Consider the following 19,419-nt stretch of genomic DNA (forward strand, 5'->3'; position numbering starts at 1 on the left):
TCAGGTTTCCGGATGACAGGTGCGAAGCTATATTTCCTCAGCATACTTTCAATGCGTTAATTTTTAAACTCGAAATATAACCTGCCATTTATGGTTCCGGTGGCTGGCTCATTAACCTGACTCTGCGGCCCCATTGTACTAGCCGGACGAAACTTATTACCGATCGGAGCTATGGCATCCAGAAAACCCAGATTACCCTCAGGGAATGGCGGGTTTACATGAGGAATAAAAGTGGTTGAATGCCTTTGTGGTTTAAGCATCTGCAGGTACAGATCCGGCCTGTCTGTATAAACTGTAAACGACGACTCACCTGCTTGTACTTTTGCCCAGTACAAATTAGCGTGATAGCCTTTAAATTCGGGATAGTCAAACGTTTCACCGGTTAGGGTATTGTTGTAATTCTTCTCCCATACATTTGTTGAAACACCCTGTAAGCGGTTTTTCCATACGCGGTATGGTCCGTCTCCCAACCATTTCATACCCGTGATTTTGGATTCATCTACCTTAAAAGTGATTCCGTAAAAGTTTGCCGGTGCAGTTTGGGTATAGCTGTACTCGAGCTTAGCCGGAGCACCAGCTGCAAAGGTCCATTTCACATTTAAAGCTGCATCGCCTGCATACACTGCATTAACTACATAACTGTTGTCTGCAGCTTTCTGATGATTAAAGCTTTGAAGAGTTAGCTTCACTCCAGCCAGCACCGGACCGTTGCCGAAGGAGATTGGCTTGCCATTTCTGGTAACAGTACTCAGGTATCCTGTAGCCGGATCAAACTTATAAGTAATATCATCACTAGTAACACTATAGGAATTCCCATCTTCTCTCTCACTAATAGATGCTCCTGGTCGCGCAACCGGCAGGTTGAGTATTAAAAATTGTGATGGGGACTTAATCGGCCATGTCCAGGTATATATTTCACGTCCGTATAGATCAATCGCGGTTAAACGCAAAGCGTCTGCATTATTCCAGGTTGGCGGCAAAGGCAATTGCATAGTTCCGGTTTGCCCGGGAGCCAGAGCCTGAACGAACTTCCCCGAGGCTAGTATGGTGTTTGATTTCCTTGCGTCTTTGGCTAAAGGATACTTCAGCAACTGCCAGTTAAACTTACATGAAGACAAGTCGGTGTAGATATAGGTATTTTCAATTTCAAGCTTTCCGGTAAAGGTCTGGTCAAAAACAGGCCTCTTAACCTGAACCGGACTCCATATTTCCTTAATCGCGTAAAAACTACCTTCCTTTTCACGATGAGGTCCAACAATTCCGTCAGCTCCATGATTTCCGTCTGTATCAATGCTGTCTTTTAAATCACGGCGAACAATACCTTCATCCGCCAGTACCCATAAAAAGCCACCTGCATGCCGCGGGTTCTGACGTATGAGATTCCAGTTGTCATATAAGCTTGCCCCATGCCCTCCGTCATACAATCCATGGATCATTTCGGTGTGCAGCAACACACTCCCCTTCTTCGCTGCATTTTCGATGTAGGAATACTCCGGATAATGCTTTGTATCAAGGTTATTAAAGTTGTGCCATGGATGAATAACTACCCGCTTTTGCGGATCGTATAAGGCATAATCATCATCCAGATCGGTATTCCAGCCGCCTTCGTTACCGTTTGCCCACAACAATATCGAGGGATGGTTAACGTCTCGCGCCAGCATCTCCTTTACCAGTTTCTCTCCCACCGATGTGCCATAATTCTGTTGCCACCCGGTTAGTTCGTCTATAACAAACAATCCTATCGAATCGCATAAATGTAAGAACTCTGAATCGGGAGGATAATGCGACATCCGTACTGCATTCATATTCATATCTTTCATCAAACCGATATCCTGAAGATGAACCTTGCGGCTCAGGGTTCTGCCTGTTTCCGGCCATACGCTATGGCGGTTAACCCCTTTTATAAGCACTTTTTTATAGTTCACATAAATACCGTCGCCCGGTTTAACTTCTACCGTTCTGAAACCAAATCGCTGAGGATAGATATGTTGAATGATGTTGTTGCGTTTAATGCTCACATCCACCGTATACAAATTCGGAAACTCGGGACTCCATAGTTCCGGATCGCTGAAGGATTGAGAAAGCGTATATTTTTCGGAAGGAACCGACACCATCGCTTTGAAAACAGGCCCAACCTTTTGTCCCTTCAGCGTTTTAACTTGTGCCAAAATCTCATCGCCATCTCGTAAGTTTTCGGCGAAAACATCCATCAGAAATTTACCATCGGCACGTGCGTCAATGGCAACCCGCTGAACAAACGTTTGAGGCATAATCTTTAAATAAACCGGCCGGTAAATACCTCCAAAGATCCAGAAATCACCTTCCCTTTCGGCATTGTTAACTGTACTGTCTGCACTCTCCTTACTTACAGCCACTTCTAACAGATTCTGAACTCCGGGCTTTATGTAATTTGTTACATTGTACTGAAACCGATAAAAGCCGCCCTGATGCACTGGTCCAACCAACTGGCCGTTTAGCTTAACCTCAGTATCGGTCATAACTCCTTCAAATACTATTTCAACCTGCTTGTTTACCCATGATTTATCAGCTATGAAGCGATGCTTATACAAGCCTTTTTCGGTACCTTTTGCCTTTTTACCACCATCTGGCCTCGTCGTCCCGTCATGGCCATAGTTATAATTACCGAAACCTTGAAGTTCCCAGTTTGATGGAACAGGTATAGTGGTCCATTTCCCACTGTTCATACCTGCACTAACAAAGAAATCCCATTTCACGGTATTGTCTTTATCCTTACCCGACAGATATTTAATGATTGTTTTTTGTGCTTGAGAGGGTAATGCAACCACCATCAGGAGCAAGGCGAAGAAGATTTTGATTGGGTTCATAATGAACGCAATATAAAATTATTTAATGAAGACAGCCTGGTACCAACGAACATCCACCTACCGAAAGATTTCTCCAACAATAAAATCTGTATCAAATTAGAATTGCAGCAACAATTTGCGAACTGTGCTACATCTCATGATGCCAGGCCGGCGCCTATAAACAGAAAGCCTTAAACAGTGATTGAAGCGCTTTCAGCGGGGGCTATATACTGATACCTGGGTTATAATAGTATCCGACTATCCGGACGATCAGTCCGCAGTTTACAAATGAAACCACAAATAAAAGAAATGCTCCCTATCAATCTTGATACTGCTATCAAAAGTATAAGGGATATTATCTTATTTTGCGACATTTATACAAGGGATAAGAATACGTTTCACAATGAAGCCACAATTACTAAAGATCACTCATCAGCCGGTTACATCTTTTAGTGTTCGCCAGGACATCCCCAACATCAATAGCAGGTGGCATTATCATCCCGAAATAGAACTGATCTGCTTCCATAAAGGTGGAGGAACGCAGTTTATAGGCGACCATATAAAAAAATTCGCAGCCGGCGACGTAGTTATGCTTGGCTCCAACCTCCCCCATTATTGGATGTTCGACGAATACTTAGTTGACACAGAAAAGCACCTGCCTTACTCAACGGTGATTCATTTCGAGGAGAATTTTATTGGCGAGCGGTTTTTACATTTACCAGAAAGCCGTGAGCTGAAGATTCTGATCGAAAAAGCACAACAAGGTGTTTTAGTATCAGGGAAAGAAGCTGAACACGTTATCACCCTGATGGGCAAAGTGAAGCAATCAAGCGGCTTTAAAAGAATTATTTCACTGATGGAATGTTTATCGGCTCTTGCCGAAGTAGAACATTTAACCCTGCTTTCTTCAATTGGTTTCCGTTATCATGAATACGATTCGGAAAATGAACGCTTAAACGCAATTTACAACTTCACGCTAAAAAATTTCATGAAAAAGATTGAGTTAAGGGAGGTTGCTGCGATAACCGGTTTAATACCAAACTCCTTTTGCAGATATTTTAAAACCCGAACAGGAAAAACGTATAACCAATTTCTGCTCGAAATAAGAATTGGGTATGCCTGTAAGCTGCTGCTTGACAACACTCAAAGCATCAAACAAGTGTGTTTCGAATCGGGATTCAACAATTTCTCCTGTTTTCATAAAAACTTTAAAAGCATAACTGGCTATACTCCACAGGGCTATCAGCACACTTATCTGAAACAGAAACATCCTGCCGGCAGAACACCAAATCTTTACTCCTCTGGTTCTCACTCATTAAGTGTTTAAACAGCCATTTGAGGCTAATTTTTACGTTTTTAAGCACAAACATTTGTTGATTCTGGCAGTTAATTCTTATTATAGCTGTTATGGACCAATCAATATTTCTTTTGGTAAAGGATTCTCATGACGATTGCAGAGACGTAATACGTCATCGCGATGGTGATTTAAAGGTTAGAGTATATTGCTTGAGTAAAGACAAATATGAACCTGAACCTTCGGAACTGCAGTTTTATGGGAATGATAATGGAGAACTTCTTGCCTTCGAGACGGTGGGTTACGATGGGTCGGATCCCTTGCTGGTAATTGAAGCGATAAGATGGTATGCAGATTATATTGATAATCCTAAAATGGAGATACTGGCAGAAAATCCAAGCCTCTCAGACCCTGACCACGATAAACTCTTTTTCAAATAGACATTTGCTATTGCCTTAAACGCACAAGAGCAGCTATTTTCCAGTAAACCGTGAGCGGATGATAAATAAGGGGCGCAATAAAAATAAGGACTAATATTTTGCTGATATCCCGTAATGAAGAATACGGCCGGTACGATCTCTCCTCAAACAATACCGAAACCGCCGATAAAAACACCGCGAAAAGATAAATCATCGCTAATAATAACCCAAGATACTCCCGGTTAACCTGGCCTGTAAAGACTAAACCGCTTATAACAAGTACCCCAAGTAATTTCATAAGAGGAATAATACCTTCTAAGAAAAACAAGAAAGGAAAATTAATTAGCCCCAGGGAGCCATATTTGCGGTTAAAAAATAAGTCCCTGTGCAGCCAAAAAGTCTGAAAATTACCTCTCGCCCAGGCGTTCTTCTGCTTACTCAGGGCCGAAAAACGCGCCGGTGCCTGTATCCAGCAAAGAGGATCTGGAATATACACTGTCCGATATTTTAAGTTATTGTCGTGCATATATTTACTCATACGCACCATAAGTTCAAATCCTTCTTTTGAAGTTTTAGTGCTATATCCTCCGCACTCCGTCAGGATCTCCTTATCAAATAATCCGACTGCCCCCGAAATCGGGTGGATCCCGTTTAAACGGCTCCAGGTAAGACGTTCCAGTAAATATGATTTAAAGTATTCAATTGCCTGGAAAGCGGGAAGCAGTTTTTTAGGAAAACTGGTGCTTAGCAGATGGCCCTTATGGCGCCCGCCCGAGTTTGCGACGTGCACCGCGGCGCCGACTGCAATTACCCGTGTCTTTTCTTCAAGAAACGGCTTCACCAGCTTAAGCAGGGAATTCTTATCAAGAACGCAGTGCGTTTCAATACATAGAACCAAGTCGCTCTGCGATGCATTCAAACCGGCATTTAAGGAGTCAGGCTCGCCGCCGCGCGCCTTGTCAATCACGGTAAGCTTAGAAAATGCCAGATTCCGGGATTTATAGTATGCCTGAACCGGCTGCGTTTTTATTTGCTCATAACTAACAAAATCAACGGCTTCGAGCTGGTAAAAGTCTCTTAGGTTTTGCAGTGTATTATCCGTGCTTCCATCGTTTACTACAATGATATCAAAGTTGTTATACTGCAAGGCCAAGAGCGCCCTGACATGATCCACAACATCGTCCTGAATGTTAGCAACGGGCGAAATAACAGAAACACAAGGCGCATGGCGAGATATCAGCAACTCGCGATACGACGCATAGTTATTCCTCCTCATGTATCTGCCAAGTTCTATAGAAGATATGAGTACATAGCCCAAACATATTAAGATCAGTAATAACGCATAAAAGAAAATGCTGTTATTTACTATCGCTTCAATTGTAAAGACCCACACTATGCTTTAATCCTTCCATCTAAAATGTGTTTAATAATCGCCCGGTCCTGTAATACCCCTTCATTGTACAGGGTGTCTAACATTTCCCGGCCATCCTTCCTGTGTGCCTTTATTGCTCGTAAAGCGGCCAAGCGAAGCGGAAACTCTTTACTTTTAGCCTGAGAGGTAAGGAAAGATAAACATCCGCCTGATGCAATCAATCCTAGGGTATTTAGAATTTTTTCTTTTATTTTTTGTGGCTGATGAGGATACACGGCTACCAGATGGCTCTCGGCCATTTCTGCTTCCATACGTCCTAATATTTCAATTGCCGCGCCGCGGATTTTCAGGTTGTAGTGATTTAACAGATAAATAAGATTTGGTAAAGCATCAAATTGCTGGTAATATTCTACAAATTTGAGGCAAAAAGATACTACAGAATCATTGGCTGAGTTTAACCAATACGCAAACCGGGGACGCGCCATTGTTTCGGCTTTTGTAATCACCTCGAACAAAATAAGCTGGTGCCAGTCCAGAATAGGCTCTTTAACAGTATCTAAGAAACGAAAAGGGTTGTCGGCACATAACTTAACGAATGCAATTTGTGCTTCTATACGGAGCTGCGGGTGTTTAGCATCGGTAAATTTGAGCACTTTGTCGCACTCATCTTTAATCGACATCTCTGTCAGCTCGCGAATGGCCTCAATCTGCTTATCCCACTGCCGGCTGTTGAGATTTTTGCGTGCTCTTTTGTCAAGATTCAACTGCAAATAAAGTTCTGTAAGCACTTCGGCGCTTCGGCCGCTGAAATTAGCGTGGTTATTTGACAATTCGGCCACCAATATTTTTCTGATAGACTTACGATATAAAGGCAGGCGCGAGAAACGAGGGAGGAAATGAGAAACTACAACTTTAGGATCATCGTGATCATTAAATACCAGAATATTAGCCAGCATGGTAATGATTCGTTCTTTCAGATCGGCGTCCCGCTTTCGTTTGTAAAACTCCTTACCGCGGCGGAAAAAGATATAGATGAGAACTTCTGCGATACCGATAACGCAGAATAAAGCTATAAATAAAGATAGAAAGATGTATAAGGGGTGAGATGAGAGACGGGATATATATAAATCATGCAAGTAATTGCTAACCGAGAACTCTATACCCATTAATCCGGTCTCAGTTAAAAACGTCTTTTTGTCTTACAAATTTTTTGACTCTTATCACCAGCTCCCCCAGATTGAAGGGCTTTGTGATAAAATCGTCCACTCCCAGTTCAAATGCTTCCATAACCACTCTTTCTAATCCTATTGAAGAAAGCACAATCACAGGCGTTTCCTTCATCATTGGATTGCTCTTGATATGGCTCACTACTTCCAATCCACTTACAAAAGGCATCATGATATCAGTAATAACCAGGTCAAAGGAATCTGAGTTTAATTTCTCAATTCCCTGCGCACCATCCCTAGCAAGATGAACGTCATATCCATCCTTTTTTAGGCGAAACTCAAGAGCTTTAATCATCAGCTCTTCATCTTCTATAATAAGAACCTTAGTCATCTTTGAAGCATTTCGCAATATAATGCAAAAATACTACCAAGCAGTGTATGTTTAGATTTTGACCTATATATCATCTTTAGGGCAAAAAAAAGCTATCCGGCAGGTTATCAGCAGAAAAGAGAATAAATTCCACAATGCAACAATCTCCTCAATATGTACCACAAATTCCCGCCAAAGACAGCGCCAGAATTATCAAAAAAAATACATTGATTCCAGACTGGAAAAGATGATCCTACTTACTATATTTGCACGCTGCCCGGGTGGCGAAATTGGTAGACGCACTACCTTGAGGTGGTAGCGCTGCAAGGCGTGCTGGTTCGAATCCAGTCTCGGGCACAAAAAAAAGGGGGAATTTCTTTCCCCTTTTTAATTTTTTATCCAGCCTAAGCTTCCTGAGGCTGATAAGCCGGAGTTTTAAAAGTCGCTCCTACCGGATCTCCAAGATTCTTTATATGAGTCAAATGAGATACAAAGGCACTCAACACTGTAGGATGCTCAATATATCTTACATTAAACTCTTTACAAGTTTCAATAACGAATTTATTTATCTGGGGATAATGGATATGGCTAATGCGTGGAAATAAATGATGCTCCACCTGGAAGTTAAGTCCGCCAACAAACCATGAAACCAATTTACTCCGGGTTGCAAAGTTAGCTGTTGTTGTTACCTGATGAACCGCCCATTCTTCTTCAATTTTATTCGTAGCCGGATGCGGTACAGGAAACTGTGTACCTTCTATCACGTGAGCCAGTTGAAAAACTATACTGATACTATAGCCGCATACAAAGCCGGCGATAAGAAAACCTGCAATAGTTGGAAGAACACCTACCATAAGCATCGGTATAACTAAATACACGCTTACGTAAAACACTTTGGTACTCCAAAATATCAAATGCTCCTGAAAAGCCATTTTGCGGGGAGAATCTTTAGGCCCCATTTTTTGGGTAAAATACTTCTCAAAGTCCTGGAATAAGATCCAGGCCATATACGAAATGCCATAAAGAACCACCCAATAGAGATGCTGATACTTATGATAACCATGCTTTTCCTGTTCGGAATGCATACGCATAAACTTAATATCGATATCATGATCCATACCGTCTATATTGGTATAGGTGTGATGATTAATGTTATGTTTTTGTTTCCAGAAGTAAATGGTACCTCCCATAATATTGAGAGAATAAGCGCCAAATGCATTAAGGATCTTATTTTTCGAGAAACTTCCGTGCCCGCCTTCGTGCATAATATTGAAACCAATAGCGGCAAAAGTGAGCCCCAAAAAACAACATAAAAGCACCGAAACCCAAACATTAGGTGTAAAAAACACCAGAGTTACGTACAGGCCTACCAATGAGGCAATTAAAAACAAGCTTTTAAAAAACAATCTCCATCCGCCGGACACACACAAATTGTTAGAAATAAAATAGTTGTCAACCTTACTTTTTAATGTGTTATAAAATAGTGTGTTTTGACTGTTGAAAGAGACTTTGGTCATAATTTTAATTAGATACTTACTTAAACGTGAACGATCAGGAAACATTGCACCCAGAAAAATCGCTTTCCGTTATATACGACGAATCGTTTTATAAAGATTTAACGCCGCAAACACAATGATACTAAAAGATGGGGATTAAACTACTAATATGGCGGAAAAACCCTTCCTCCTGTTAACACAAAAAACAACTTAAGGTTCTATAACAAGCCCGTCGAATGCAAATTTAATTCCTGGCGGCAATTCTTCACTCACGTCTTCATGCCTACCCATGTTATGACTGATATGAGTCAGATAAGTTGTCTCAATTTCCATCTCCTGGGCAAAAGAGATAGCCTCCTCAAGGGTAAAATGAGATATATGTTTCTCTTTTTGTAAAGCATTGATCACCAAAACCTTCGATCCCTTTATTTTTTCCCGTTCCTGCTCACCAATGGTTTTTGCGTCGGTGATATAGGTAAAATCATTAATCCGAAAGCCATACACAGGCAGCAAATAATGCATCACCTCGATCGGAATTATAGATACCCCCTCAACCTCGAACGGCGCGGACGATATTTCATTTAAATTTATTAGCGGCACTCCCGGATATTTAAAATCTGCGAATGCATAATGAAACTCCCGTTCTAGTGTTTCGTGTACACGCTTATGGGCATACACATTCATAGCTTTTTTCTGGCGGTAGTTAAAAGCTCTGACATCGTCAAGCCCGGCTACATGGTCTTTATGTTCATGGGTTATGAAAATACCATCAAGCTGCTTTACCCTGGCTCTCAGCATCTGATATCGAAAATCCGGACCGGTATCAATCACAAAGGTTTTCCCATCCACTTCAATCAATACAGAAACCCTAAGGCGCGTATCGAAAGGCGATGTTGATGTACATACCTTACAATCGCAGGCAATTACTGGTATCCCCTGCGAGGTTCCTGTCCCTAAAAAAGTTACTTTCACAGTTGCAGAGAGGTTTGTTTTAATACGTAAAGAAACTGTTTCTGCTTTTCATCAAGCATATTTTCATCCGCCTGAATGTTTTGAATAAGTTCTGCCAGCGAATTGATCTTACTCTCGATATTTGAGAATTTATTTACCACAACCACCTTGCTGCTCTCAAGAATACAGGCGCCAGTTTTAAAGCTGCCTTTCTCGTACCGAACTTTATACTCAAGGCTTTTGAGCAACTGCTCAAGTTTTTCTAAGGTATGTTGCGTATAAGACAGGGACATATTTAAAAAGTAAAAAGACTAACCAGCCCGAAATATAAAAAAAGCGATGTGTTATCATCGCCTTTTACTTTTAATTTTTCTTTTTTTTAACGTAAATCTACCACCTCGACCCCCGGATACTTTTTCGCATCGAATGCAAAGATCGATTCCGGTATTTTTACGTTCGGTGTAAATGTTCTGATAAGATAAGTATAGCGATTACCATTCTTGTCGAAAATAACAGCGTTGCTTATTCGCTTGGTTATCTTATCGATATTGAGACGTACTTTAAAAAATGAGCGCTTAATATCTGTCGGAGTTAGATCGATTACATGTACCGACCGATTATTAACCCTCTTTTCGCCACTATAGAAATATTTAAACCCCTTTTCGTACATGGTAAAGATTTGTGCGGGATTTAACGCATTCAAACTGTTGTCAACTTCACTTAGCTGAACCTCTCTATCTGCTTTCGAATACGTCCACTGATTTTTACCGTCGCTTATCAGCTCCTGCGATTTCAACACCACCTTGTATTTATTACTCTTTGCTTTAGCGTAAAGTGTACCAGTTTGGGTATCTTTCAATTTAGCCTGGGGATTTTCCAGGGTAAAAGTAAAATCGGTTTTTATAACATCATAAGAGCGATATTTCTTACTTACTTCTGCCAAAATTGCTCTGGCTTTTGCATCAGTTTGGGCCATTACGCTCACTGCAAATCCAACCATTAACATGGCACTTATCACAAATCTTTTCATCTTCTTCTAACTAAGTGTAACTACTGTTTCTTGTTAAGGTTGTCCAGAAACTGTTCCAGCGCATAATCGTCGGGCAATAGAACTTCTCGTGCTTTACTTCCCTCAAACGGTCCAACAACTCCTGCAGCCTCTAACTGATCAATAAGGCGACCGGCCCTGTTATAACCAAGTTTCAGCTTTCGCTGGATGAGAGACGTGGAGCCCTGCTGATGCATAACAATCAGTCGTGCAGCATCTTCAAACAGCGAATCTCGGTCATCCGGATCGAAATCTTTGATGCTGCCACCTTCACCGTTTTCATCCACATATTCCGGCAACATCCAGGCCGATGAGTATCCTCTCTGATTTCCGATAAAATCTGAGATCCGCTCTACCTCCGGGGTGTCGACAAACGCACATTGAAGTCGTATCAAATCATTTCCGGTAGAAAACAGCATATCACCTCTTCCTATCAGCTGATCGGCCCCACCGGTATCTAAAATTGTTCTTGAGTCAATTTTTGATAATACGCGGAACGCTAATCTGGCCGGAAAGTTTGCCTTAATAGTTCCTGTGATGATATTTACAGACGGACGTTGTGTTGCAATTACAAGGTGAATACCCACCGCCCGGGCCAGCTGTGCCAATCGTGCTATCGGTGTTTCTACCTCTTTTCCTGCTGTCATCATCAAATCTGCAAACTCATCTACAACCAATACTATAAATGGTAAGAACCTGTGACCCTCCTCAGGGTTTAATTTGCGATTGATAAATTTTGAATTATATTCTTTCAAATTTCGCACCTGCCCGTTTTTTAGCAGGTCATAACGCTGGTCCATTTCAATACAAAGTGAGTTTAAAGTATTGATAACCTTCTTTGTATCGGTTATGATCGCATCTTCTTCGCCGGGAAGCTTTGCAAGAAAATGACGTTCGATTTTTCTGAATAAAGTGAGCTCCACCTTTTTTGGATCTACCAGCACAAATTTCAGCTCAGACGGATGCTTTCTATAAAGCAGAGATGCAAGGATACAGTTTATCCCCACCGATTTTCCCTGACCAGTAGCACCTGCAACAAGCAAATGCGGCATTTTGGCTAAATCAGCGATAAAAACTTCATTCGAGATCGTTTTGCCCAATGCGATCGGCAAATCCATGGTGGTGTTCTGGAACTTATCTGTTGCCAGTACCGAACGCATAGAAACCATTTCAGGATGCTGATTGGGAACTTCAATTCCAATAGTTCCTTTTCCTGGCATTGGAGCAATGATTCTGATTCCCAAAGCAGCTAAACTTAAAGCAATATCGTCTTCAAGGTTCTTAATTTTTGAAATCCTAACACCCGGTGCAGGAATAATCTCATATAAAGTAACCGTGGGACCAATCGTTGCTTTTATTTTATCGATTTCGATATTGTAATGGTTCAGCGTCTCAACAATCTTATTTTTGTTGGCTTCCAGCTCATCAGTATTTACTGATATTTTATTGGAACCATAATTCTCTAAAAGCTCGAGGGTGGGATACTGATAAGAAGACAAATCAAGCTTTGGGTCGTACTGGCCGAATTGCTGAACCAGGTCATCTGCTTTCTTTTCATCTTCTGTTTTATTGATTGTTAACTCAGGCTCCGATCTTTGAACATTTAAACTCAAACTTGCGGCCGCTGCCTCTGCGACCGGTGCCCTTGGGATAAGCACCTCTTGCTCAATATCGGTTTCCAGTTCAACAGGAGGAATTATCCGTTCCTGCTTCAGCTGGCTGGCTTGGGTTTTAGGTTCGGCTACCTGCTCCCGCCTGTTTAAAGGAAATTCAACCGGCTGTGTTCTGAAATCGTCTTCGATCTCAATTTCTTCAGATTCATCCGGCACCACTGGGACGAAAGCCTCCTCTCGTTCCTCCTTCGAAGGCAGTTTGAAGTCAATATTATAGGCTACAATCAGCGCCGACAGTCCCGCAAAAGCGAGTAAACCTGCAATACCCGTATTTCCAATTTGAGCCTGCAATAAGCGATTGGTCCAAAAACCAAACTCCCCTTCAAGGAAATGAGGAAAATCGGAAGTGAATGCATGGAAGAACGCTAAGGTAACAGAACCGAAAACGAGAAGAAAGAAAGAATATGCAAGTGTTTTTGTGATCGAAGCTACCCGGATCTTAAATAACAGGCGATATCCGATAATGAAAAAAACCGCTATAAAAATAAAGGAAGCTATCCCAAACCACTCATAAATAAATTGGTGAGAAAGTAATGCACCGAATTTTCCGAGCCAGTTTTCTACCACCGGATTAACCACACCGGCTTTTTCGAGCTCTTCCGAATTTCTAAACAAGTTACTCCAGCCACCGTTCGAGTCAATTACATAGCTTTGATCTTCCTGCCAGGTGAATAGATAGGATGTGAACGCAACCAGAAAATAGATGGATAGGATCAAAAAAAACAGACCCGCTATTTTTATAATTCTACCATCATCAAAATTGAACTTTGGCAATATTTCACTTCTCTCTTTCGCTGCTGTAACCCTCGCTTTAGCTGCTGATTTAGGCGGCAGCTCATCTTTAAAGCTATTGGTTCTAAATTGATTTCCTTTTACAGGCATTTATTTCTTGATGGTATTATCCCTGACAAATATAATGTATATCTCCTATCCGCATCCACCTGGCATGCTAAAATTCTTCTAATAAGGGAAGATTGATTTCGTGGAAGAAATATAAATACTAATTTAGTGATATTAAACATGAACGAGGAAGAATATTTAGTTGAAGAATACATCCAAACAGGCAATAACGCTGCATTGAAGGAATTATTGGGCCTGAAGCCTGCCCTTGCCCAGGGAAAGACCAGCTTAAATGTATCGCCCCTGCTTCTCTCCTGTTATTATAAAAAACCAGAAATTTCTGACACTATTTTAGGATTTGTGAAAAATCCCGATATCTATGAATCTGCTGCAGTAGGCAAGTTCGACAGCCTTGCCAATAACATTTACACAACGCCACACTTAATCAATACTTTTTCTGATGACGGCTTTACGCCCCTGGGGCTGGCTTGCTATTTTGGTCATGAAGAGTCTGCAAGATATCTTCTGCTGAAAGGTGCCGAAGTAAATACGCCATCGCAAAATGGCTACAATGTTTACCCTATTCATTCGGCTGTGGCAGCCAACAATGCCGACATTACAAAAATCCTCCTGGAGGCAGGAGCTGACGTTAATGTAAAACAAGTGTCGGGCATTACCCCTCTGCATTCTGCAGCACACCACGGAAACATAGAGCTGATCATTTTACTGCTTGAAGCCGGCGCGAGTGTTAACGCAAGGACTGAAGACGGAAAAACACCTTCGCAAATGGCGTCTTCTGCCGGCTTCAGTGAACTGGCAAAGATTTTATCCTGACTAGAAATCCCAGATGGTAGTTCGGATTCGTTTTACGTAATTTTTGAATCCCAGAACAAAGGCAGCAAAGAAATAGAAGATTATAGGAAATCCTACCGATAAGACAGAAGTGTAAATAAAAAACAGTCTTATTTTAGAGGTCGACATTGCAAATCGTTCTCCAATATAAGTACAGACCCCAAACGACTGTTTTTCAAAATAGACTAGTATTTTCTGCAGCATATCAATTAAGGGTTTACAATTTTTGTACCAACTGCACAATTTAAGCATTTTTTTAAATCACAATAGCTTTTTTTCAAATGAAGCAGGGCTTGCGACCGGTCGGCGTTGCCCTTCTTTACACCGATCTCTACAAAACGCTTAGTGATCTGGTTCGATTCAAACGGGATTGTTTCGAGAAGGTTAACTGCTCTATCCCTTATATCTTCACTCCCCGTATACTTCCCATATGAAAACAAGCTGAGAGCCACAGAATTCAATAAAATATTATCGATAGAGGAATTCCCCAGTTGAACACTTACGCCCTCAGCGTCCTTCCCGAACCTGTAATGCGACTCCCAATAAGATGAAACTGGCAGGTTTTCGAATAGAGCAAATATCCCCTTGGAGTTTTTGATTTCTAATACTTTAGAAAAAAGATGACTCGACTTAACAACAAGTGCTGAAAACTGGGCCAGACGTAAAGTAGGGAAATTCTGAGGGCGAAGCCTTAAAAACTTCCACAAATAACGGTCGACAGGCTTTAGATTATATTTAAGCCTCAAAAAAGTATATTCCTTACGAAGCTTTTCCTGAAAGTCGTCTTTTAGATCCTCTTCGAGAAACCCGGCCTGCCCAAACACCAGAGCCTCAATTTGCAATGGGCTATTTTTTATGTTTGGCTAGAATTTGCTGAGGCAGAGAGCGAGCGAGCATTTCGAATGGAAGCGCATTCGTATTAAATCCGAAGTTTCGGGCGAGTGAAATATAAAATGCATCGTCCCAACTGCCCTTATACTCGTTTAAAATTTCTATAAACTGCTGCGACCGCTGTTCGAGTCGCTCTATAAGCATCCTGAGCAGCCAGCTTTCCAAATGCAGATCTTCGATCCTAGCAATTTGCTTTTCGCATGGAATCCAGTTGAGGTTCTGCATAAGAACCTGGTACTGATTTTCGATGTTGGGATAAATAAACTTCTTTAGCTCTAGTGTGGGAACGGCGGAACCGTCATTCCTGAGAACCTCTTTATCGTGCTGATAAACCACATGAAGAATTACGTTATTGTAGGCACGGTCGCTTTGATGATGGTGACGATCCCAGTCTGAGGAGTTTATATGTATCTCGATATTTCCAACCCACTCGGTGCCCCCGATCCTCAACTTAGCATCCTGAAAATCCGGACCCGCATTCTTATTTAAAACACCGTTATAAATCAACTCTACCAACTGGCCATCGGTAGTTTTTAGTTCACGCTGGTCAAACACTTTAAATTGCCACACGTAAAACAGGAAATCTTCATAGATAGGCATCCTTAAAAGTAGTAATTTATTGACTCAAAGGAAATAAATTATCCAGATGCACTGCCACAAAATTATTGACGTCTATCGCACCTCATAATTTAAAATCCCTGAAAAAGGAACTCCTTTGTCCGAAATCCCTTCGGCTATTACCCTTATTTTAGATTTAGGGTCGGCATTAAAATAGGATATTGTAGCCTCACCAAGGTGATTGGTATTAATCAAGGGTTGCCAGTGAATGGTTGAGCGAACATCAGGACGAGTACTTGGAGTAGTATAATTGGGTTCGTAAAATACTCGCGCATCATAATATCCCTGCACATCTCTGGTCAGAACCCCTACTTCCGATCCTCCAATTGCATTCATATTGACATTAATATACACTACATATACTTCTTTGGAACCTCCGCTATAAGTATCCATGCCTACCATTCTCTTAACCTTCACGTATTTAACATCAGACATTCTAAGTCCGAAATACACATCTATATAGTCTTTAATTAACTCTGGCGCATCCTGGTCTGTATACGGCATTTCACGGTTATTTACGATCAACCTGGGATAAGTTGGCTTCATTTCCGTAGTTCCGCTATCTCTGTTCGTGCGTATATTATCGCTCACCACGGCACTATTGTAATTTAGGCGGTGCGTTAAAAAATGACGGAGATCCGTATAATCATGATCTGAGGAATTTATCACAAATTCCTCCTCTTTATATCCAAAATCAGTCAGGATCAAATCCCGAAGTATAAGAGATTTTTTCTGGGATTTGATAACAACCTCATTCAGTTGTAGTGTATCAGAAAGGCTCTGCCTTTTCAAAAGATTTTTACGGCGATCAATTTCTGCAACCCGGTCGCTTCCTAACAACGCTTCAGACTCTATTTCGAGAGGCTTTATCGAAGGAAGCAGGCCAACGCTTACCGTATCTACAAAAACAATCCCTTGCTTTACTGCTTTAGAGTTAACCGAAGTTATTTTCACCGGCTGATAGCCATACAAATTAATCCCATCTACATAAAACTTACCTGATTCGTCGGTTTGCGTAACGAATAGTTTGTTGCCCCGGGCTCCAGATGCTGTCAGAGTAATGTTCGAATTCGGGACGGGTTTGGCACTGAATTTTGTTTCTACCCGTCCGGTTACCGATACTCCTTTTTCGGGATTATAAGCGATCCTTAAGTTCTCATCTGCCAATTGCTTCCACAAAAAATCTCTCCAGCCAGAAGATAATAACAATAGATCTAATTGACTTCTCCTGCTTTCATTTTTGGGGTCAAAATATTGCGCTGCATTTTCGATATCCCCCTTCAATTCGGATTGTAAATGTAAATATGTAGCTATATTTCCCTGTGTATCTTCAGGAATTAAGCCGGCATCTACAACAGAGAGAGACAAACGAGCCTTAACGGGCTGACCTTTTTCATCAAGGGCCTTTATTCTCACAGCAGCTTTCTCTTTAGCTGTGTAGGCCGCTTTATTTGAGGTCAAATCCAGAATCACTCTTTCCGTGCCTTCAATAAATATCAATCGCTCGCAGTTGGGCCTCCCGGCAGAATCGTAAACGGTTATAGAGCTTATCCCGGGAGGCAATCCCTGTTTTGGAATTTGAAAAGAGGACTGAACAGCGCTTAAGGGCAGCATTAATGTCGAAACCAGCTTTCCCTTATTTTTTATTACGACGGCTACTTCCTTTTTAGCTAAAGATGCGTAGGTTTTTTCGTTGGTTTTAATGGTTACCGTAAAGATAGAATCGCCCTGCCTCACATATAATCCGTAACCTGCTGCAAGCGCAGACGGCAGTTCAATATTAAAACTTTTTCCATTACTATACGTCCCGACGGCCCGGTATTTCTTTCCTGGTTCTGGCTGGAGTAAAAAACGTCCCATGCCATTAAAACTGGTGTTTAAAGCGGTGATCACCGTACCATCTTCTGCCTGTATGTTTCCTGTCGCACCTAAGCCTTTGCCTCTATTACTTTCCGCTTTAAATGCTACAATCCCCGACACTCCCTCTACCATGGAACCGCCTTCCGGGAAGAAATTTATCCTGTCCGATTTCGCAGAACTTACAGCTTTACTAACCGTTTCATCGGGACTGTACACCGTCAAATTCTTTTCAAAAAGAAATTTGTCACCAAAGTTTCGCATCCAGTTGGTATAAGCCCGTAAACGATAGGTTCCCGAGGGAATAGAATCGCCCAATTTAAAATCGCCCCTGCCTAAACCCTTATCAAGCCGGATCATTTTCCGATCTATGATTTTCGATGCGGGAGAGATTAGCTCGACATATAAATTATTACTGGATTCGGTTAAGACGTTTGTCTGGGCGTTTACCAGGAAAGAGCTATACCAGATGTCGTCGCCGGGAGTATAATGATCCCGGTCTGTGAACAGGTAAACCTTTTCAAAAAACAAGGTGACACTCGCCCCGGAAGGCTTAATAGTTTGAGAAAAGCTTAAGCCGGACAGAAAAACGAAAAAGGTAAAAAGTACTGATTGTGACGGTTTAAATGGCTTCATAAAAAGATATAAAGCGCCAATATATATAAAAATTAAACCCTGATCGCAATCATCATAAATTCATAAAAGGAATTATACTCAGCTATTTAGAAGAAAGCGGAATAAGGATAGCTAAAAAATTGCCTGGAGTACATTTTCCATTTGCTTCTGGACTTTTTGCGCTTCGGCAGCTGCGGCTTCGGCAAAATCAAGCCCTGACGAGGCGTAAATGATGGCACGTGATGAATTGACCAGCAATCCACAATCCCGGATCATTCCGTATTTACAAACATCTTCCAAACTCCCGCCTTGAGCGCCCACACCCGGAACCAGTAAAAAGTTTGTTGGAGCCTGCTTTCTTATATTTAGAAAAGCCTCTCCGCGGGTAGCGCCCACTACAAACATCAACTGTTCATCGCTGGCCCATTCATTCGCCTTACAGACCACTTTTTCGAAAAGCATATCCGAACCCACCTTAAGGTTCTGAAAATCCTTGCTTCCCTCGTTAGACGTTAAAGCCAGAAGGATAACCCATTTGCCATCAAACTTTAAGAAAGGTTTTACCGAATCCTCACCCATATATGGAGCTACTGTTATAGAATCAAAGCTCATTTGAGACGAAGCTTCGTTAAAGAATGCGCTGGCATACATCTCAGAAGTATTCCCGATATCGCCCCGTTTTGCATCGGCTATAGAAAAGCAATCTTTAGGAAGATATTTCCAGGTTTTCACCAAACTTTCCCATCCTTTAACCCCTCGCGACTCGTAAAAAGCGGTATTTATTTTATAAGAGACGCAGAATTCCTTGGTTGCATCGATAATCCGCTTATTAAATTCAAAAACCGGATCATTTAATTCAAGCAAATGTTTCGGAATTTTGTTAAGGTCTGTGTCAAGTCCGATACAAAGAAATGATTTCTTCGACCTGATCTGGTTTACTAGTGCTTTACGGTCCATATTATATGTGCCTCAAAGTAACCAAAACCTTACCTGTGAAAAAATAAAATTTTAATTTTTGTTTAATTCGATTTAATGCAGTAAAATTGTCACGTTATCTCAAATGTTATCCTCTCAAAAGGAAAAATCTTTGTATTTCTTAAACACAATAATTTTCTCTTCCTGAGCGGGATAA

General features: G+C 41.4%; 17 protein-coding genes and 1 tRNA gene. 4 read left to right on the forward strand and 14 right to left on the reverse strand.

The annotated features are described in order from the left end of the window. Positions 1 to 56: 56 nt before the first annotated feature. The gene (locus tag J3P43_RS13145) at positions 57 to 2,846 is read right to left on the reverse strand and encodes a glycoside hydrolase family 2 protein (RefSeq protein WP_255903116.1); all 2,790 of its coding nucleotides are present in this window, start codon (positions 2,844 to 2,846) and stop codon (positions 57 to 59) included. 382 nt (positions 2,847 to 3,228) lie between these two features. Here J3P43_RS13145 and J3P43_RS13150 point away from each other — a divergent pair, with 382 nt between their 5' ends. Together J3P43_RS13150 and J3P43_RS13155 are read left to right on the forward strand one after the other, a co-directional pair. After that, the gene (locus tag J3P43_RS13150; RefSeq protein ID WP_255903118.1) at positions 3,229 to 4,152 is read left to right on the forward strand and encodes an AraC family transcriptional regulator; all 924 of its coding nucleotides are present in this window, start codon (positions 3,229 to 3,231) and stop codon (positions 4,150 to 4,152) included. A gap of 80 nt (positions 4,153 to 4,232) precedes the next feature. Beyond that, positions 4,233 to 4,559 (forward strand): hypothetical protein, encoded by a 327-nt coding sequence (locus tag J3P43_RS13155; RefSeq protein WP_255903120.1) that lies wholly within the window; start codon positions 4,233 to 4,235, stop codon positions 4,557 to 4,559. 7 nt (positions 4,560 to 4,566) lie between these two features. On the opposite strand, the gene J3P43_RS13160 is transcribed toward J3P43_RS13155, so the two are convergent. The 3 genes from J3P43_RS13160 to J3P43_RS13170 all read right to left on the reverse strand — a co-directional run bounded on the left by J3P43_RS13160 (position 4,567) and on the right by J3P43_RS13170 (position 7,467). Beyond that, complete coding sequence (locus tag J3P43_RS13160; RefSeq protein WP_255903122.1) at positions 4,567 to 5,814, reverse strand: glycosyltransferase family 2 protein; 1,248 nt, start codon at positions 5,812 to 5,814, stop codon at positions 4,567 to 4,569. Between the two features lie 116 nt (positions 5,815 to 5,930). Beyond that, on the reverse strand, positions 5,931 to 7,076 hold the full coding sequence (locus tag J3P43_RS13165) for a HEAT repeat domain-containing protein (RefSeq protein ID WP_255903124.1): 1,146 nt from the start codon (positions 7,074 to 7,076) through the stop codon (positions 5,931 to 5,933). Positions 7,077 to 7,086: 10 nt separating this feature from the next. Continuing rightward, a complete protein-coding gene (locus J3P43_RS13170) occupies positions 7,087 to 7,467 on the reverse strand; it encodes a response regulator transcription factor (RefSeq protein ID WP_255903126.1) in 381 nt (126 codons plus the stop codon). Positions 7,468 to 7,721: 254 nt separating this feature from the next. Between J3P43_RS13170 and J3P43_RS13175 the strand changes: the two genes are divergently transcribed. Beyond that, positions 7,722 to 7,803: transfer RNA gene (locus J3P43_RS13175), tRNA-Leu, on the forward strand. A 47-nt stretch (positions 7,804 to 7,850) separates the two neighbouring features. Here J3P43_RS13175 and J3P43_RS13180 read toward each other — a convergent pair. The 5 genes from J3P43_RS13180 to J3P43_RS13200 all read right to left on the reverse strand — a co-directional run bounded on the left by J3P43_RS13180 (position 7,851) and on the right by J3P43_RS13200 (position 13,496). Further along, positions 7,851 to 8,963, reverse strand: a complete 1,113-nt coding sequence (locus J3P43_RS13180) for a fatty acid desaturase family protein (RefSeq protein ID WP_255903128.1) — start codon at positions 8,961 to 8,963, stop codon at positions 7,851 to 7,853. Between the two features lie 189 nt (positions 8,964 to 9,152). Next, complete coding sequence (locus J3P43_RS13185) at positions 9,153 to 9,914, reverse strand: MBL fold metallo-hydrolase (protein WP_255903131.1); 762 nt, start codon at positions 9,912 to 9,914, stop codon at positions 9,153 to 9,155. Continuing rightward, a complete protein-coding gene (locus tag J3P43_RS13190; RefSeq protein WP_255903133.1) occupies positions 9,911 to 10,186 on the reverse strand; it encodes a hypothetical protein in 276 nt (91 codons plus the stop codon). Before J3P43_RS13190 ends, J3P43_RS13185 begins: the two co-directional genes overlap by 4 nt. 86 nt (positions 10,187 to 10,272) lie before the next feature. Then, a complete protein-coding gene (lolA1, locus tag J3P43_RS13195) occupies positions 10,273 to 10,923 on the reverse strand; it encodes an outer membrane lipoprotein periplasmic chaperone LolA1 (RefSeq protein ID WP_255903135.1) in 651 nt (216 codons plus the stop codon). A 20-nt stretch (positions 10,924 to 10,943) separates the two neighbouring features. Beyond that, positions 10,944 to 13,496 (reverse strand): FtsK/SpoIIIE family DNA translocase, encoded by a 2,553-nt coding sequence (locus tag J3P43_RS13200; protein ID WP_255903137.1) that lies wholly within the window; start codon positions 13,494 to 13,496, stop codon positions 10,944 to 10,946. Between the two features lie 138 nt (positions 13,497 to 13,634). Between J3P43_RS13200 and J3P43_RS13205 the strand changes: the two genes are divergently transcribed. Beyond that, positions 13,635 to 14,288 (forward strand): ankyrin repeat domain-containing protein, encoded by a 654-nt coding sequence (locus tag J3P43_RS13205; protein WP_255903139.1) that lies wholly within the window; start codon positions 13,635 to 13,637, stop codon positions 14,286 to 14,288. On the opposite strand, the gene J3P43_RS19760 is transcribed toward J3P43_RS13205, so the two are convergent. The 5 genes from J3P43_RS19760 to pyrF form a co-directional block, all read right to left on the reverse strand. After that, the gene (locus tag J3P43_RS19760; protein WP_439652058.1) at positions 14,289 to 14,558 is read right to left on the reverse strand and encodes a PspC domain-containing protein; all 270 of its coding nucleotides are present in this window, start codon (positions 14,556 to 14,558) and stop codon (positions 14,289 to 14,291) included. Next, the gene (locus J3P43_RS13215) at positions 14,516 to 15,148 is read right to left on the reverse strand and encodes a DUF2851 family protein (protein WP_255903143.1); all 633 of its coding nucleotides are present in this window, start codon (positions 15,146 to 15,148) and stop codon (positions 14,516 to 14,518) included. Before J3P43_RS13215 ends, J3P43_RS19760 begins: the two co-directional genes overlap by 43 nt. Positions 15,149 to 15,152: 4 nt before the next feature. Then, positions 15,153 to 15,797 (reverse strand): DUF2851 family protein, encoded by a 645-nt coding sequence (locus J3P43_RS13220; protein ID WP_255903145.1) that lies wholly within the window; start codon positions 15,795 to 15,797, stop codon positions 15,153 to 15,155. Between the two features lie 72 nt (positions 15,798 to 15,869). Further along, a complete protein-coding gene (locus tag J3P43_RS13225; protein WP_255903147.1) occupies positions 15,870 to 18,308 on the reverse strand; it encodes an MG2 domain-containing protein in 2,439 nt (812 codons plus the stop codon). A gap of 111 nt (positions 18,309 to 18,419) precedes the next feature. Continuing rightward, a complete protein-coding gene (pyrF, locus tag J3P43_RS13230; protein WP_255903149.1) occupies positions 18,420 to 19,244 on the reverse strand; it encodes an orotidine-5'-phosphate decarboxylase in 825 nt (274 codons plus the stop codon). Between the last annotated feature and the right edge of the window lie 175 nt (positions 19,245 to 19,419).

It is taken from the genome of Paradesertivirga mongoliensis, assembly GCF_024436395.1.
GTDB classification, from domain to species: Bacteria; Bacteroidota; Bacteroidia; order Sphingobacteriales; family Sphingobacteriaceae; genus Paradesertivirga; species Paradesertivirga mongoliensis.

Bases quoted from the DNA above. Each gene is read 5' to 3' on its own strand.
- J3P43_RS13145 (WP_255903116.1), bottom strand. From the start codon at position 2,846: ATGAACCCAATCAAAATCTTCTTCGCCTTGCTCCTGATGGTGGTTGCA.
- J3P43_RS13150 (WP_255903118.1), top strand. From the start codon at position 3,229: ATGAAGCCACAATTACTAAAGATCACTCATCAGCCGGTTACATCTTTT.
- J3P43_RS13155 (WP_255903120.1), top strand. From the start codon at position 4,233: ATGGACCAATCAATATTTCTTTTGGTAAAGGATTCTCATGACGATTGC.
- J3P43_RS13160 (WP_255903122.1), bottom strand. From the start codon at position 5,814: ATGAGGAGGAATAACTATGCGTCGTATCGCGAGTTGCTGATATCTCGC.
- J3P43_RS13165 (WP_255903124.1), bottom strand. From the start codon at position 7,076: ATGGGTATAGAGTTCTCGGTTAGCAATTACTTGCATGATTTATATATA.
- J3P43_RS13170 (WP_255903126.1), bottom strand. From the start codon at position 7,467: ATGACTAAGGTTCTTATTATAGAAGATGAAGAGCTGATGATTAAAGCT.
- J3P43_RS13180 (WP_255903128.1), bottom strand. From the start codon at position 8,963: ATGACCAAAGTCTCTTTCAACAGTCAAAACACACTATTTTATAACACA.
- J3P43_RS13190 (WP_255903133.1), bottom strand. From the start codon at position 10,186: ATGTCCCTGTCTTATACGCAACATACCTTAGAAAAACTTGAGCAGTTG.
- lolA1 (WP_255903135.1), bottom strand. From the start codon at position 10,923: ATGAAAAGATTTGTGATAAGTGCCATGTTAATGGTTGGATTTGCAGTG.
- J3P43_RS13200 (WP_255903137.1), bottom strand. From the start codon at position 13,496: ATGCCTGTAAAAGGAAATCAATTTAGAACCAATAGCTTTAAAGATGAG.
- J3P43_RS13205 (WP_255903139.1), top strand. From the start codon at position 13,635: ATGAACGAGGAAGAATATTTAGTTGAAGAATACATCCAAACAGGCAAT.
- J3P43_RS19760 (WP_439652058.1), bottom strand. From the start codon at position 14,558: ATGCTTAAATTGTGCAGTTGGTACAAAAATTGTAAACCCTTAATTGAT.
- J3P43_RS13220 (WP_255903145.1), bottom strand. From the start codon at position 15,797: ATGCCTATCTATGAAGATTTCCTGTTTTACGTGTGGCAATTTAAAGTG.
- J3P43_RS13225 (WP_255903147.1), bottom strand. From the start codon at position 18,308: ATGAAGCCATTTAAACCGTCACAATCAGTACTTTTTACCTTTTTCGTT.
- pyrF (WP_255903149.1), bottom strand. From the start codon at position 19,244: ATGGACCGTAAAGCACTAGTAAACCAGATCAGGTCGAAGAAATCATTT.